Here is a 14289-nt window from a genome sequence, read left to right as displayed (position 1 = left end):
GCGGATGGCTTCGGGACAGTCGGTCGATTATAGCAAACCCCTGACCTGACCTTGTTCCACGTGGAACACAGTCACTGGCTGGTCGACAAGGGCGGAAGGGATCTCCGTGCCCGTCACGAAGACCTGGACGTCGCGGCCAAGAAGTTGCGCGACTACCCACTCTTGATGGGTCCGATCGAGCTCGGATGCAAGGTCGTCCAGGCAGACCACGGGCCATTCCCCGCGGATTTCGGCATGCAGCGACGCCTGCCCGAGCAGGCAGGCGAGCGCGCATAGCTTTTCCTGTCCGCGGGAGAGGTGCTCCCTCAGCGGCGCCTGTTCGAAAGCCACGGAGAAGTCCGCCCGGTGCGGGCCGACCGTGGTGTGCCCTCGTCCAATATCGCGCAGCCGCCGGTCGGCAAGCGTGGTGGCTAGATCGTTGGCCTCGTCCCACCCGGCCTTGTAGCGGATCGAAAACTCGCCGAGCTCCGGAAGGACGTTCCGCATGAAGCCCTGGACATGGGGCATGAGACGCTCGAGGTACCCGCGACGAAACACGGTGATCCCCTCGCCCGCCTGAGCCAGTTCCGCTTCCCAGGGCGCCAGGACCGCCGGGTCGACGTTCCCACCTTGCCGTAGGGCGGCGTTACGCTGTTTCAGCGCCCGTTGATACCGGCGCCACTGGTTCACGAAGGCATGTTCCACGTGGAACAAACCCCAATCGAGGTACCGGCGGCGCTCGTCCGAAGGGCCGGCGATAAGGTCGTGGGATCCCGGCTCGAAACAGACCACCGCGCATTCCTGCACCAAGGCTCCGAGCGACGCCGCGGAATCGCCGTCCACACGCGCCTGCCATCGCCCGCCCTCGCGCCCCAGGCCGAGCCGACGAACCCGTTCATCAGCGGTACGGACCTCGGCGAACACGGAAAGCGTCGTCGCGCCCCGCTTCAGGAGTACGTCCCGCGATCCCGCGCGGAACGAGCGGCCATGGGAAAGCAGGTAGGCAGCCTCGAGCACGCTGGTCTTACCGGCGCCGTTGGGCCCGACGAACACATTGATCCCCGGCGCCGGCGTCAACGACACGCCGTCCAGGCAACGTAATCCGCTTATCCGCAACGATTCGAACTTCATCCCGCCGTTTTTCCCGTTCCCAAACGAAAGACGCCGGGGTGTCGAAGACATCCCCGGCGTCGTGGCCGAACTTTAACGTGCCATGCGTCAGAGGCGAAGCGGCATCACCACGTGACGGGCCTCGTCGTTGCCCTCTTCCTGCAGGAGGCAGCTCGACTGGGCATCGCGGAGATTGATACGCACCTTGTCGCCGCGCAGCGCACCGAGGGCGTCCAGCAGGTAGCCGACGTTGAAACCGACGGCGAGATCGTCGACCACGGTCTCGGCTTCGACTTCTTCCTGGGCTTCTTCCTGTTCCGGATTGTGGGCGACGATCTTGATGCGACCCGGGCTCAGTTCCAGCTTCACGCCGCGATACTTCTCGTTCGAGAGAATCGCGGCGCGCTGCAGGGCGCTGCGCAGGACATCTCGCTCGATGGTGGCCGACTTGTCGGCGCCGAGCGGAATCACCGCCTCGTAGTCCGGGAACCGACCGTCGATCAGCTTGGACGTGAACACCACGCCTCCGCGGCGAACGCGCAGGTGATTCCGGCCGAACTCCAGTTCCACCGAGCCCTCGCCCGATTCGAACAGACCGATCAGCTCGTTCACGCCCTTGCGCGGAATGATGATTTGGCGGCGTGCGGAAACCGAGCTTTCGAGCTTGGTTTCCTTCAGCGCCAGGCGATGACCATCGGTGGCGACGCAGCGCAGCGTGTGCTCCTGGAGATCGAGCAGCATGCCGTTGAGGTAGTAGCGGACGTCCTGATTGGCCATGGCGAAAGCCGTGCGGTCCATCAGGTCGCGCAGGACTTCTTCCGGCAGCGTCACGCGCTCCACGAGTTCGATCTCGTCGATCGTCGGGAACTCGCTCGACGGCAGGGTCGCCAGCGTGAAACGGCTGCGGCCGGCGTTGAGGGCGATGCGTTCGCCATTCAACTTGATGTCGATCTTCGCGCCGTCCGGCAGCGCGCGGACGATGTCGAACAGCTTTCGCGCCGGAATCGTGATCTCGCCTTCCTGCACGCCGTCGGCGGCGGTGGTGGCGATCATCTCGACTTCGAGGTCGGTACCGGTGAACGAGACCTCGCTACCGGAGGCGCGAACCAGCAGGTTGGCCAACACGGGCAGCGTCTGGCGGCGTTCGACGACGCCCACCACTTGCTGCAGAGGTTTGAGCAGTACTTCCCTCTGGATGCTGAATTGCATGCGTCCCCTACTCCTGCTTTTATGTTTTTAAGATTTATTTAGTGGTTGTTGTTAGGCCGGTGGATATCTTGAAAACTCGTATTTCACTTTGAATTTCAGTGATTTACGAATTGATATCTACTGGCTTGAACAGGCGGTTTCGTGTGGGTGCCTTGTGGATAACTTTCGACCTCGAAACCATCCTCCGGTCATCCACCTATTATCCACAGCTTCTCAGCCCGTCAATATGCGGATGAGCTGCTCCCAGTCCTGGCGCATCCGCACGTCTTTCTCACAGAAGCCGCGGATCGTCCGGCACGCGTGAAGCACGGTCGTGTGGTCCCTGCCCCCGAAGGCCTCTCCGATCTCCGGCAGGCTGTGCTCGGTGAGTTCCTTGGACAGGGCCATGGCCACCTGACGGGGACGCGCCAGCGAGCGCACACGGCGCTTGGAGAGCAGGTCGGACAGGCGCACCTGGTAGTAGTCGGCCACCGTCTTCTGGATGTTGGGCACCGTGACGGCCTGCGCATGCGTGTTGAGCAGGTCGCGCAGCGTCTCTTCGGCGAAATCCGTCGTGATCGGCTTGCGGTAGAAGTTGGCCCGGGCCGCGAGCGTGTTGAGCGCGCCCTCGAGGTCGCGCACGTTGGAACGGATGCGCTTGGCCAGCAGCATCGCCACGTCCTCGGACACTTCCATGTCCTTCTCCGCCGCCTTCGACAGAAGGATCGCCGCGCGTGTCTCGAAGTCCGGCGGCTCGATGGCCACGGAAAGACCCCAGCCAAGGCGCGACTTCAGTCGCGGCTCGAGCTTGTCGAGTTCCTTCGGGTAACGGTCGCAGGTCAGGATGATCTGCTGCTTCGCTTCGAACAGCGCATTGAACGTGTGGAAGAACTCTTCCTGCGTGGTGTCCTTGCCGGCGAAGAACTGGATGTCGTCGATCAGCAGCGCGTCGACCGAGCGGAAGCGCCGCTTGAAGTCGTCCATGTTCTTCTGCTGCAGCGCCTTCACCATGCCGCTGACGAACTGCTCCGAGCGCAGGTACAGCACCTTGGCGCCCGGATTGTTCTGCATCAGCATGTTGCCCGCGGCGTGCATGAGATGGGTCTTGCCGAGGCCCGTGCCGCCGTAGAGCAACAGCGGGTTGTAGGCGCGGCCAGGGTTCATCGCGACCTGCATCGCCGCGGCCTTGCCGAGCTGGTTCGACTTGCCTTCCACGAAGGTCTCGAACGTGTAGTGCGGATCGAGGTTGTGCACATGCGGCGGTTCGGGCGCGGCTTCGACCACGCGCGGCGCGGCCTGCGCCGGGCTCGGCGCGGTGGCCGACGCCGGGCGCGCGGGGGCGGGACGCGGTCCGGACGAGCCGACCTCGAGACGGACGGGCAGGGCGCGGCCCGTCAGATGCTCGACGATCGACTGGATCTTGCCCAGGTATTGCTCGCGTACGGTGTCCAGCGAATAGGGGTTCGGCGCGTACAGGAACAGTCCGGTCGCATCCTCCCTGGCCTGCAACGGCATGAGCCAGGTATGGACGTCTTCGGACGTCAGTTCGCCTTCAAGACGCTCGAGACAGCGCCTCCAGAGATCACTCATCGGGTATTCTTGCCACAGAAGGGGCGCGTGCGCGCGGGGTGGACGACGAAGTCTACCAGCGTTCCGTCTTCCGCCCTTCGATTCGCCGCCGCCGCGGGCGGCGCTTCCCTCTCTGGCCAAGCGGTTGACAGTTCTCGGGATTGTCACGCATACTTCTGGGCCTTTTTCCATCTTCACCCGGATGTAAGCGCCATGAAGCGTACTTACCAGCCCAGCAAGCTCAAGCGTGCCCGCACGCACGGCTTCCGTGCCCGCATGGCCACCGCCGACGGTCGCAAGATCCTCAACGCCCGCCGCGCCAAGGGCCGCAAGCGTCTGATCCCGTAAGCGGTTCGCCGGTCGTGCGTGCCGCAGCCATGCCGCGCGATGCGCGGATACGCCGCGCCGCCGACTTCGCAGCCCTGCGAACAGTCAGCGGTCGCCTCGGCGGCCGCTGTTTTCTTTTGCGCTTCGGAAACAACGACGGCGATACCGCCCGGCTCGGCCTGGCGATCTCCAAGCGTTGCTCCAAGCGTGCCGTCGACCGGAACCGGATCAAGCGACTCGCGCGTGAGGCATTTCGTCGTGCCCGCCCCGCCCTGCCGCCGGTCGACATCCTGGTCATGGCCCGCGACAGCGCGGTGAACGAGACCGGCGCGGCGCTACTGGCCGAGCTCGACGCCCTCCTGCGCCGCATCCGGCCGTTGAAGCGCGACGGTGCCGACGGCACAATCGCGCGTTGACCTCATCGACCTTCCCGCCTTTCCCGGTCCCGCGCCGGGGCGCCATTCGGATCTGGCCTAAGCAATGAATCAAACGCGCACGCTTCTCTTCTTCGCGCTCATGTTCGTGGCGTACCTGCTGTGGACCGAATGGGAGAAGGATTACGGCCCCCAGCCGGCCGCCCCGACGCCCGCCGCGCAGACCGATGCCGCCAAGCCGAACGCCGATACCAGCGTGCCGGGCGCCGCCGCTCCGGCGAGCGTGCCGAACGAAGGCACGGCGCCGGTCGAAGGCAAGGCCGAGCTGGTCACGCTGTCGAACGACGTCCTTCGCCTGACGATCGACACGCGCGGCGGCAGCATCGTCCGCTCGGAGCTCCTCGCCTACCCGGCCGAACCGGCGACCAAGAAAAACCCGACGCCGCCGCCGGCGCGGCTGCTCGACGACAGCGCGCAGCACTACTTCGCCGCGCAGGATGGCCTCGTCAGCAATACGGGCGCCGCGCCCGACCATCGCGCCCTCTTCCGCGCCGAGAAGACCGAGGCGGTGCTCGCCGATGGCGAGAAGTCGGTCAGCCTCGACATGGTCTGGACCGATCCCTCGGGCGTGAAGGTGACGAAGCGTTACACGCTCAAGCGGACCGACTACGTCGTCGATCTCGACCAGCGCGTCGAGAACGGTTCGAGCGTCGCCTGGACGGGCAACGCGTACCAGCAGCTGCAGCGCGTGCCGGCCGAGAAGGTGAACTGGTTCAAGGCCTATACCGATCCGGCGCAGCACAGCTTCTTCGGCGCCGCGTGGTACAGCCCGGAGAACAAGTTCGAATCGCTCCCGTTCACGGACTTCGCGAAGAAGCCGGTCAACCGCCAGATCACCGGCGGCTGGGTGAGCATGCAGCAGCATTACTTCTTCGTCGCGTGGATTCCGCCGGCGGACCAGAGCGTCACGTACAGCAGCACGATCATCGATCCGAATTCCACGACGCCGCGCTACCTCGTGCGCGCGTTCGGTCCGTCGATCTCGGTCGCGCCCGGCCAGGCCGCCGACAGCGTCGCGCGCCTCTATGTCGGTCCTAAGCTCCAGGGCACGCTCGATGTCATCGCGCCCGGCCTCGAGCTCACGGCCAACTACGGCTGGCTCACGATCATCGCGCAGCCGCTGCACTGGTTGCTCTCGCAGCTGCATGCGATCAGCGGCAACTGGGGCGTGGCGATCATCCTGCTCGTGCTTCTGATCAAGGCCGCGCTGTTCAAGCTCACCGACGCCCAGTTCCGTTCGGGCGCGCGCATGCGCAAGCTTCAGCCTCGCGTCCAGGCGCTCAAGGAGCGCTATGGCGACGATCGCATGAAGATGCAGCAGGCCATGATGGAGCTGTACAAGAAGGAGAAGGTCAATCCGATGGCGGGCTGCCTGCCCATCCTGATCACCTTCCCGATCTTCATCGGCCTGCTCCGCGTGCTGTCGGAATCGATCGAGCTGCGCCAGGCGCCGTTCTTCGGCTGGATCCACGATCTCTCGGCACCGGATCCGTTCTACGTGCTGCCGGTGCTCTACTTCCTGGTCACGCTGCTCACGCAGCGCATGATGCCGACCGCCGGCATGGATCCGACGCAGGCCAAGATGATGAAGGTGATGCCGCTGATCTTCGGTGTCTTCTTCGCCTTCTTCCCGTCGGGCCTGGTGCTCTACTGGACGGTCAACGGTGCCACCAGCCTGCTCCAGCAGTGGTGGATCAACCGCAGCGTCGATCGGGCCGACATCAAGGCCAAGACGGCTTAAACACCGGGCGGCGCGTCGAAAGACGCGCCGCTTCGCTTTGGAACCTCGCCCATGACACACGACGACACCATCGCGGCCATCGCCACCGGCGCCGGCGCGGCCGGTGTCGGGGCCGTGCGCATCTCGGGCCCGAAAGCGGGCGACATCGCGCGGGCGCTCCTCGGTCGCGACCCGAGCCCGCGACATGCGCACTTCGCGGCGTTCCGCGATGGCGACGGCGAACTGATCGACCGCGGCATCCTTCTCTATTTTCCCGGTCCGCATTCGTACACGGGCGAGCACGTGCTCGAACTGCAGGGGCACGGCAGCGCGGTGCTACTCGACGCCCTGCTCCGTCGCGCGATCGTCCTCGGCGCGCGCCTCGCGCGTCCCGGCGAATTCACCGAGCGGGCGTTCCTCAACGGCAAGCTCGATCTCGCCCAAGCCGAGGCCGTGGCCGATGTCGTCGCGGCGACCTCGGAGGCCGGCGCGCGCGCCGCGTTGCGTTCGATGGAAGGCGTGTTCTCCGCGCGCGTGGACGAGCTGCTCGCCGAGCTCATCGCCCTGCGCGTGCATATCGAAGCCGCCATCGATTTCCCCGAGGAGGAAATCGACTTCCTCGCCGACCCCGTCATCGGTGCGAACCTCGCCACGCTGCGCGCGAACCTCGACGCGCTGCTCGTGGAGACCCGGCGTGGCGTTCGCTTGAACGACGGCATCGCCGTCGCCATCGTAGGCCGCCCGAACGCCGGCAAATCGAGCCTGCTCAACGCACTCGCGGGTCAGGAGCGCGCGATCGTCACCGACATCGCCGGCACCACGCGCGACGTGCTGCGCGAAACGGTAACCATCGACGGCGCGACGCTCGAACTCGCGGATACCGCGGGACTGCGCGATTCCGATGATGTGGTCGAACGGGAAGGTATCCGTCGTGCGCGTGCGCAACTCGAACGCTGCGACGTCGCGCTGCTCGTCACCGACGAAGCGCATGCACGCGACGATCTCGCCTTCTTCGAAGGCACGCCCGCGCAGGCGAACCGCATCGTCGTGATCAACAAGATCGATCTCGCGCAGGCCACGGCGCATCGCGCGCAGCGCGACGGCCACGACACGTTATGGCTTTCGGCGCGAACGGGCGACGGTCTCGATGCCTTGCGCGCGATCCTGCGCGATCTCGCCACGGCGGGTGCGGGCGATGGTGCCTTCAGCGCACGGCGGCGCCACGTCGTGGCGCTCGAACAGGTGCGCGATCATCTGAAACGCACGGCGGACGCGCTGCATGGCAGTCATGCCGGCGAACTCGCCGCCGAAGAGCTGCGTCACGCGCAGCAGGCGCTCGGCGAGGTGACCGGCGCCTATTCTTCGGACGACCTGCTCGGCGCGATCTTCAGTTCGTTCTGTATCGGTAAATAACGGACGCGAATCCGGTAGGAGCGCGCCCTGCGCGCGACATGTTTTGGGGCCATGCGCAACAGGCCCTGGCGCTCCGCGCGAAAGGCTGTCGCGCGCAGGGCGCGCTCCTACGTATGCCGTGTGCCCGACCGGTGCCTCTTCGTCGGACGACCTGCTCGGCGCGATCTTCAGTTCGTTCTGTATTGGGAAATAACGGACTCGAGTCCGGTAGGAGCGCGCCCTGCGCGCGACATGTTTTGGGACCATGCGCAACAGGCCCTGGCGCTCCGCGCGAAAGGCTGTCGCGCGCAGGGCGCGCTCCTACGTATGCGGCGTTCTGCCGGACCGCGTCAGACGCAGGTTTCAGCGACCAGCGCCGGACGGCGCCGCTCGGCCGCCATCGACGCGGCCCAGATGACGAGACCGCCGATGGCGAGCAGCGCGCCGACCCAGCCGGGCGACGTCCAGCCGTAACCGTGCGCGATCGCGAGGCCGCCCAGGAAGGGTCCGAGTGCGTTCGCCGTGTTGAACGCGGAATGGTTGAGCGACGCGGCCAGGCCCTGCGCATCGCCGGCCACGTCCATCAGGCGCGTCTGCAACACCGTGCCGAGCGCGCCGCCGATGCCGATGAAGAAGACATCGAGGCCGAGCGTCCAGACGTTGCCCGCGGCGAAGGGAAACAGCGCGAGCATCACCATGCTCCAGAGGAGCAGTCCGCCGGCGGTCGGCATGAGCGCGCGATCGGCGAACGCCGGCACGACCATGTTGCCCGCGGTGAGGCCGACACCGAAGATGCCGATGACCCAGGGCACGGTGTGTAGCGGCATGTGCGTCACGGCGATCAGGATGTCCGCGAGGTACGTGTACACCGCGAACATCCCGCCGAAGCCGATCGCGCCGATGGCCAGCGTGAGCCAGACCTGCGAACGCTTCAGCGCGCCGAGTTCGCGCAGCGGGCTGGCGTCCTTGTCCGCCGGCACTTCCGGCGCGTAGATCGCCACCGCGGTCATCGTGGCGACACCGAGCACGGCCACGAGCGCGAACGCCCAGCGCCAGCCGACGGCCTGGCCCAGCCAGCTCGCCAGCGGCACGCCGACGACGGTGGCGAACGTGAGTCCCAGGAACATCTGGCCGACCGCGCGCGTGCGCCGGTTCGGCGGCACCAGCGACGACGCGACGAGCGCCGCGACGCCGAAGTACGCGCCGTGCGGCAGGCCGGCGAGGAAGCGGAACACCAGCATCCAGTGGTAGTTCGGCGACAGGCCGGTCAGACCGTTGAAGACGGTGAACATCGCCATGAGGACGATGAGCAGGCGGCGCCGCGGCACGCGCGCGCCGAGCACCGTCATGATCGGCGCGCCGACCACGACGCCGAGTGCATAGGCGCTGATCGCGTGACCCGCGGTCGGCGCGTCGATGCCGAGGCCCTGCGCGAACAGGGGCAGCATGCTCATGGAGGCGAATTCGGTCGTGCCGATGGCGAAGCCGCCGATGGCCAGGGCCAGGATGACCAGGCCGACATGGGGGGCGCGAACAGGCGGCAGACCCGTGGCGGGCGCGGGGGCGTGTGCTGACATGGCGGGACTCGGGAAGGTGGGGCGCGGCCGTGGTGCGGCGCAGCATGGAATCAGGATACGCCCGTCACGGCTTACGTGCCACGTCTGTTGGAGCGGACCTGGCCGCGATGGAGGTTGCCGCGAGCACCCGATCGCGGCCAGGTCCGCTCCTACGGACGGCTATGCCGCGTTTTCGTCCCGCACAAACTCGATGAACGCCCGCAGCGCCGAGGTGACACGCCTCTGCCTCGGGTAATAGAGCACGAACCCGGGATACGGCGGACACCAGTCCTCGAGCACCCTGACCAGTCGGCCCGCGGCGACCAGCTCGGTCACCTGATCTTCCAGCACGAGCGTGTAGCCGATGCCGGCCATGGCCGCGTCGAGCGCCAGGCGCAGGTCGCCGAAGGTGACCCGACCGCGGACGTCGAGCTCGAGCTTCTTCGGTCCTTGCTCGAATTCCCATTTGTAGAGCCGCCCGCTCGGAAAGCGGAAGCGGATGCAGTCGTGCTGGAACAGGTCGTTCGGATGCATGGGCACGCCGTGCTTCGCGATGTGGTCCGGCGAGGCGACGCACGCACCCTGCTGCTGTCCCCCCATCGGCACCGCGATCATGTCCTCGGGCACGTGCTCGTGGAAGCGGATGCCCGCGTCGAAGCCGGATGCCACGATGTCGATGAGCCCGTCGTTGTCGACGGCCTCGAAATGGATGTCCGGGTAGCGCGCCAGGAAGCGCGGCAACAGCGCCGGCATGAGCAGTTGGGCCGCGACGCGGGGCATGTTCACGCGCAGGGTGCCCGCGGGGGTGGCGCGAAAATTGTTCATTTCCTCCAGCGCCTCGCCGACGTCGAACAGCGCGGGCTCCAGCCGCTCGAGGAGCCGCTGGCCCGCCTCGGTCAGCGACACGCTCCGCGTCGTGCGATGAAACAAGACGACGCCGAGCCGTTCTTCCAGACTGCGGATCGCGTAGCTGATCGCCGAGGTGGTGAGGGTCAGCTCCGCGCCGGCCTTGCGGAAGCTCGCGTGGCGGGCCACGGAGGCGAAGGCGGCGAGATGGGAGAGGTTGTCCGGTCGCATGATTATCAAGGATACCTCAACGATTCATCGCGAAATCCCCGTTGGCGGGCGGGATTGTTGAGCGTTATTGTTCCCGGCCTTAGCAGAGGAGACTCCCCATGTTCGAAGTCCACGCGTATGCCGCCACGGACGCGACGAAGCCGCTCGCGCCGTTCAAGATCAGCCGCCGCGACGTCGGCGCGCACGATGTCCACATCGAAATCCTCTACAGCGGCGTCTGCCACTCCGATCTCCACCAGGCCAAGGGCGACTGGGGCAATTCCACGTTCCCCATGGTTCCGGGCCACGAGATCGTCGGCCGCGTGAAGGCCGTCGGCTCCGCGGTGAAGAAGCTCAAGGTCGGCGACTATGCCGGCGTCGGCTGCATGGTCGACTCGTGCCGCGAATGCGAGTCGTGCAAGAAGGACCTCGAGCAGTATTGCCTGGTCCATACCAGCTTCACGTACAACGGCACCGAACAGGACAAGACCACGCCGACGCAGGGCGGCTATTCGACCGACATCGTGGTCGAGGAGCGCTTCGTGGTGAAGATCTCCAAGAAGCTCGACCTCAAGGCGACCGCACCGCTGCTTTGCGCGGGCATCACCACGTACTCGCCTCTGCGTCACTGGAAGGTCGGCAAGGGCCAGAAGGTCGGCATCATCGGCCTCGGCGGTCTCGGCCACATGGGCGTGAAGTTCGCCAAGGCGATGGGCGCGCACGTCACGATGATCACCACCTCGGAAGCCAAGGGTGCGGACGCGAAACGCCTCGGCGCCGACGCCGTGCTGGTGTCGAAGGACGCCGACGCGATGGCGAAGGAAGCGGCGAGCTTCGACTTCCTGCTCAACACCATTCCGGTGTCGCATGACGTCGCGCCGTACGTCGCGCTCCTTAAGCTCGACGGCACGATGGTGCTGGTCGGTGCCCTCACGCCGATCGACGCGTTCGCCGGCGGCAGCCTGATGCTCCCGCGCCGCACGATCGCCGGCTCCGCCATCGGCGGCATGGCCGAGACGCAGGAGATGATGGATTTCTGCGCCAAGCACAACATCGTGTCGGACATCGAGATGGTCGACATGGCCTCGATCAACGAGACGTACGAGCGCCTGGTGAAGAACGACGTGCGCTACCGCTTCGTGATCGACATGGCGACGATGCCGAAGGGTTGATGCCCTGAGTCAGACCGTTCGCGCGTAAACGCGTTCCCACCCGAAGGTAGCGATGTCGCTGGCTCGGGTGGGAGCGATGACTTAGCCGGTGCGAAAGGCTATCGTCGACGCGTGAAGCGCTTCCTCCGCATCCTCGCCCTGCTCGCCGCCGTGCTGGTGGCCTTCCTCGCGTTCGCGGCCGCATCGGCATGGCCGAACATCGGCAAACGCCCCGACGGCGACAACGCGAGCCGGTACCACGCCTCGCCGCAATGGCATGGCGGTCAGTTCGCCAACCCGTTGCCGATGTACAGCAACCTCAAGGGCGGCATCCTGCAGATCTTCGAGTCCGCGCCGGGCGAAGAGCCCGATGCGCCGGTACCCACGAAGGACTCGTCGGCGCTGTACGCCACGCCGCCCGCGAGCGGCCTGCGCGTCACATGGTTCGGTCACTCCTCGATGCTGCTCGAAATCGACGGCGTGAACATCGTCGTCGATCCGTTGTGGAGCGAGCGCGCGTCGCCCTTCCCCTGGCTCGGTCCGAAGCGCTGGTACGAACCGCCCGTGCCGATCGACCATCTGCCGCGTGTCGACGCGGTGGTGATCTCGCACGATCACTACGATCACCTGGACCGCGCGTCCGTCCAGGCGTTGAACGCGCGCGGCGTCCGCTTCGTGGTGCCGCTGGGTATCGGTGCTCACCTTCGTGGCTGGGGCGTGCCCGAAGATCGCATCACCGAACTCGACTGGTGGCAGGAAACCACCGTCGGTGGCGTGCGCGTCGTGTCGACGCCGTCGCGCCATGCGTCCGGACGGCTTTCCGCGCAAAGCGATCAGACGCTATGGACGGGCTACGCGATCGTCGGACCGGCGCATCGCGCGTTCTATTCCGGAGACACCGGCCTCAATGCCACGTTCGCGGATGTCGGCACCGCCTTCGGCCCGTTCGATGTCACGCTGATCGAGTCGGGCCAGTACGATCCGCAGTGGCCCGACTGGCACCTCGGTCCGGAGCAGGCCGTGCTCGTGCACGAACAGGTGCGTGGTCGCACGCTGATTCCCGTGCACTGGGGACTCATCAAGCTCGCCCACCATGCGTGGACCGAGCCGCCCGAACGGATCCTCGCCGCCGCGCGTTGCCGCGGCGTGGACGTCCTGGTGCCGGAGCCCGGCCAGGCCGTGGAGCCGACCACGCATCCGGCGGTGGCCCGCTGGTGGCCGGCGCAGCACTGGTTCACGGGCGCCCAGCATCCGATCGTCGCCTCGCGCGACGGCGACCCGCGACACCTGTTCGACGTGCCGCGCTGCCCCTGAAGTGAATCAGGTGGCCTCGTCAGGCATGACGAGGCGCATCGGAACCTCGCGCAACGGCCGCCCCGACGCTTCGTCGACCACGAGCGCGCGCACCGGTGCACCCGTCGACTCGTCGACGAGGTGCGACAGCGCCTGTCCGCCTCCGTTGTAACGACGACCCCATTCGCCCATCGCGGCGAGGACGGGGATGAAGTCGCGCCCGGCGTCCGTGAGGACGTATTCGTCGCGCGGGGGGCGCTCGCTATAGCGGCGCTTCTCCAATACGCCGGCTTCGGTGAGGGCCTTCAATCGACGGGACAGGATGTTCGGCGCGATGCCCAGGCTGGTGCGGAACTGGTCGAACTGGGTCATGCCGCGACTGGCGTCGCGAAGGATGAGCGCGCTCCACGCGTCTCCCACCAGAGCGAGACCGCGGGAGATGGCGCAGGTGCCCGAAGAAAGTCTGTCGATGTCCATTGCATTATGATAGTCGAGTCACTATCGTATGGCAACGTAGTCGATATCACTTTGCAACCTACCATACGGAGTCACCCCCATGAGCACTGAAACCAAAGGCACGGCCCTCGTCACCGGCGCTTCGTCGGGCATCGGCGAGCTCTACGCGGAGCGCCTGGCCGACCGCGGTTACGACCTGATCCTGGCCGCGCGCCGCGTCGACCGTCTCGAGTCCGTCGCGAAGAAGATCCACGACCGCACCGGCCGCAAGGTCGAGGTGCTCCGCGCCGACCTGAGCGACCGCGCCGACATCGCCGCCGTCGAGCGTCGCCTCGCGGAAGACGCGTCGATCACCCTGCTGGTCAACAACGCCGGCATCTCGCTCGACGGCAGCCTGCTCGAGAACGGCAGCGAGAACCTCGAGCGCATCGTGACGGTCAACATCCTCGCGCCGACCCTGCTGACGGGTGCCGCCGCGAAGGCGTTCGTCGCCCGCGACAAGGGCGGCATCATCAACATCGCCTCGGTGCTGGCGTTCGCACCGGAAGCGTTCGACGGCGTCTACAGCGGCTCCAAGGCCCACCTCCTCAACCTGAGCCTCAGCCTCGCCGCGAAGCTGCCGACGAAGAACGTCCGTGTGCAGGCCGTGCTGCCGGGCGCGACCCGTTCGGAAATCTGGGAGAAGTCGGGCAAGGACGTCGACGCGCTGCTTCCGGGCATGGTCATGGACACCCACGATCTCGTCGACGCCGCGCTGCTCGGTTACGACCGTGGCGAAGTGGTCACCATCCCGCCGCTGCAGGACGAGAACCAGTACAAGGCGTACGAGTATTCGCGCCTCGTGATGGGCCCGAACCTCTCGCGCAAGGACGTGGCGCCGCGCTATCGCGGCTGATCGTCCACGCGTCGTAGGAGCGGAACTGGTCGCGATGCGCGAAGAGCGTCGCGGCCAGGTCCGCTCCCACAGCGGAACGGTGCGTTGTGAACGTCAACAGCTGCTTAGCGGCATGTTCTGCTTCGCCGCGTACGAATGCGCGGTAAACTGTCGGACTCGCTAG

13 protein-coding genes are annotated in these 14289 nt (G+C 66.4%); 7 read left to right on the top strand and 6 right to left on the bottom strand.

Annotation, left to right across the window (positions count from 1 at the left end):
* Window positions 1-27 precede the first annotated feature (27 nt).
* The 3 genes from recF to dnaA all read right to left on the bottom strand — a co-directional run bounded on the left by recF (window position 28) and on the right by dnaA (window position 3867).
* Entirely contained in the window at window positions 28-1110 is a 1083-nt protein-coding gene (gene recF, locus BMW54_RS16125) for a DNA replication/repair protein RecF (RefSeq protein ID WP_090058079.1), read from the bottom strand.
* A gap of 87 nt (window positions 1111-1197) precedes the next feature.
* A complete protein-coding gene (gene dnaN, locus BMW54_RS16120; protein WP_090058078.1) occupies window positions 1198-2298 on the bottom strand; it encodes a DNA polymerase III subunit beta in 1101 nt (366 codons plus the stop codon).
* Between the two features lie 213 nt (window positions 2299-2511).
* Window positions 2512-3867 (bottom strand): chromosomal replication initiator protein DnaA, encoded by a 1356-nt coding sequence (gene dnaA, locus BMW54_RS16115; RefSeq protein ID WP_090058076.1) that lies wholly within the window; start codon window positions 3865-3867, stop codon window positions 2512-2514.
* Window positions 3868-4059: 192 nt separating this feature from the next.
* Between dnaA and rpmH the strand changes: the two genes are divergently transcribed.
* The 4 genes from rpmH (at window position 4060) to mnmE (ending at window position 7740) form a co-directional block, all read left to right on the top strand.
* On the top strand, window positions 4060-4194 hold the full coding sequence (gene rpmH / locus BMW54_RS16110) for a 50S ribosomal protein L34 (RefSeq protein WP_045828244.1): 135 nt from the start codon (window positions 4060-4062) through the stop codon (window positions 4192-4194).
* A 14-nt stretch (window positions 4195-4208) separates the two neighbouring features.
* Window positions 4209-4589 carry a ribonuclease P protein component gene (rnpA, locus tag BMW54_RS16105; RefSeq protein WP_254779407.1) on the top strand — a complete coding sequence of 127 codons (381 nt, stop codon included), beginning with the start codon at window positions 4209-4211 and terminating at the stop codon, window positions 4587-4589.
* 64 nt (window positions 4590-4653) lie between these two features.
* Window positions 4654-6348, top strand: a complete 1695-nt coding sequence (gene yidC, locus BMW54_RS16100; RefSeq protein ID WP_090058073.1) for a membrane protein insertase YidC — start codon at window positions 4654-4656, stop codon at window positions 6346-6348.
* 51 nt (window positions 6349-6399) lie between these two features.
* Window positions 6400-7740: a tRNA uridine-5-carboxymethylaminomethyl(34) synthesis GTPase MnmE gene (mnmE, locus tag BMW54_RS16095; RefSeq protein WP_090058072.1), complete on the top strand. Its 1341-nt coding sequence runs from the start codon at window positions 6400-6402 to the stop codon at window positions 7738-7740.
* A 329-nt stretch (window positions 7741-8069) separates the two neighbouring features.
* Here the strand turns inward: mnmE and BMW54_RS16090 are convergent, their stop codons facing one another.
* The gene (locus BMW54_RS16090) at window positions 8070-9296 is read right to left on the bottom strand and encodes an MFS transporter (protein WP_090058070.1); all 1227 of its coding nucleotides are present in this window, start codon (window positions 9294-9296) and stop codon (window positions 8070-8072) included.
* Window positions 9297-9455: 159 nt separating this feature from the next.
* Complete coding sequence (locus tag BMW54_RS16085; protein WP_090058069.1) at window positions 9456-10352, bottom strand: LysR family transcriptional regulator; 897 nt, start codon at window positions 10350-10352, stop codon at window positions 9456-9458.
* Window positions 10353-10450: 98 nt separating this feature from the next.
* On the opposite strand from BMW54_RS16085, the gene BMW54_RS16080 reads away from it, so the two are divergent.
* Window positions 10451-11503: an NAD(P)-dependent alcohol dehydrogenase gene (locus tag BMW54_RS16080; RefSeq protein WP_090058067.1), complete on the top strand. Its 1053-nt coding sequence runs from the start codon at window positions 10451-10453 to the stop codon at window positions 11501-11503.
* Between the two features lie 111 nt (window positions 11504-11614).
* On the top strand, window positions 11615-12796 hold the full coding sequence (locus tag BMW54_RS16075; protein ID WP_217642666.1) for an MBL fold metallo-hydrolase: 1182 nt from the start codon (window positions 11615-11617) through the stop codon (window positions 12794-12796).
* A 6-nt stretch (window positions 12797-12802) separates the two neighbouring features.
* Here the strand turns inward: BMW54_RS16075 and BMW54_RS16070 are convergent, their stop codons facing one another.
* Window positions 12803-13252, bottom strand: coding sequence for a winged helix-turn-helix transcriptional regulator (locus BMW54_RS16070; RefSeq protein ID WP_090058066.1), 450 nt, complete (start codon window positions 13250-13252; stop codon window positions 12803-12805).
* A gap of 79 nt (window positions 13253-13331) precedes the next feature.
* Here BMW54_RS16070 and BMW54_RS16065 point away from each other — a divergent pair, with 79 nt between their 5' ends.
* Complete coding sequence (locus BMW54_RS16065; protein ID WP_090058063.1) at window positions 13332-14126, top strand: SDR family NAD(P)-dependent oxidoreductase; 795 nt, start codon at window positions 13332-13334, stop codon at window positions 14124-14126.
* Window positions 14127-14289 lie beyond the last annotated feature (163 nt).

The sequence above is a fragment of the Luteibacter sp. 329MFSha genome, assembly GCF_900111665.1.
In the GTDB taxonomy this organism is placed as follows: domain Bacteria; phylum Pseudomonadota; class Gammaproteobacteria; order Xanthomonadales; family Rhodanobacteraceae; genus Luteibacter.
The sequence above is the reverse complement of the archived record's forward strand: the minus strand, read 5'-3'. Positions and strand labels throughout refer to the sequence as shown.

Bases quoted from the DNA above. Each gene is read 5' to 3' on its own strand.
- recF (WP_090058079.1), bottom strand. From the start codon at position 1,110: ATGAAGTTCGAATCGTTGCGGATAAGCGGATTACGTTGCCTGGACGGC.
- yidC (WP_090058073.1), top strand. From the start codon at position 4,654: ATGAATCAAACGCGCACGCTTCTCTTCTTCGCGCTCATGTTCGTGGCG.
- rpmH (WP_045828244.1), top strand. From the start codon at position 4,060: ATGAAGCGTACTTACCAGCCCAGCAAGCTCAAGCGTGCCCGCACGCAC.
- BMW54_RS16085 (WP_090058069.1), bottom strand. From the start codon at position 10,352: ATGCGACCGGACAACCTCTCCCATCTCGCCGCCTTCGCCTCCGTGGCC.
- mnmE (WP_090058072.1), top strand. From the start codon at position 6,400: ATGACACACGACGACACCATCGCGGCCATCGCCACCGGCGCCGGCGCG.
- BMW54_RS16065 (WP_090058063.1), top strand. From the start codon at position 13,332: ATGAGCACTGAAACCAAAGGCACGGCCCTCGTCACCGGCGCTTCGTCG.
- BMW54_RS16070 (WP_090058066.1), bottom strand. From the start codon at position 13,252: ATGGACATCGACAGACTTTCTTCGGGCACCTGCGCCATCTCCCGCGGT.
- dnaN (WP_090058078.1), bottom strand. From the start codon at position 2,298: ATGCAATTCAGCATCCAGAGGGAAGTACTGCTCAAACCTCTGCAGCAA.
- BMW54_RS16090 (WP_090058070.1), bottom strand. From the start codon at position 9,296: ATGTCAGCACACGCCCCCGCGCCCGCCACGGGTCTGCCGCCTGTTCGC.
- dnaA (WP_090058076.1), bottom strand. From the start codon at position 3,867: ATGAGTGATCTCTGGAGGCGCTGTCTCGAGCGTCTTGAAGGCGAACTG.
- BMW54_RS16080 (WP_090058067.1), top strand. From the start codon at position 10,451: ATGTTCGAAGTCCACGCGTATGCCGCCACGGACGCGACGAAGCCGCTC.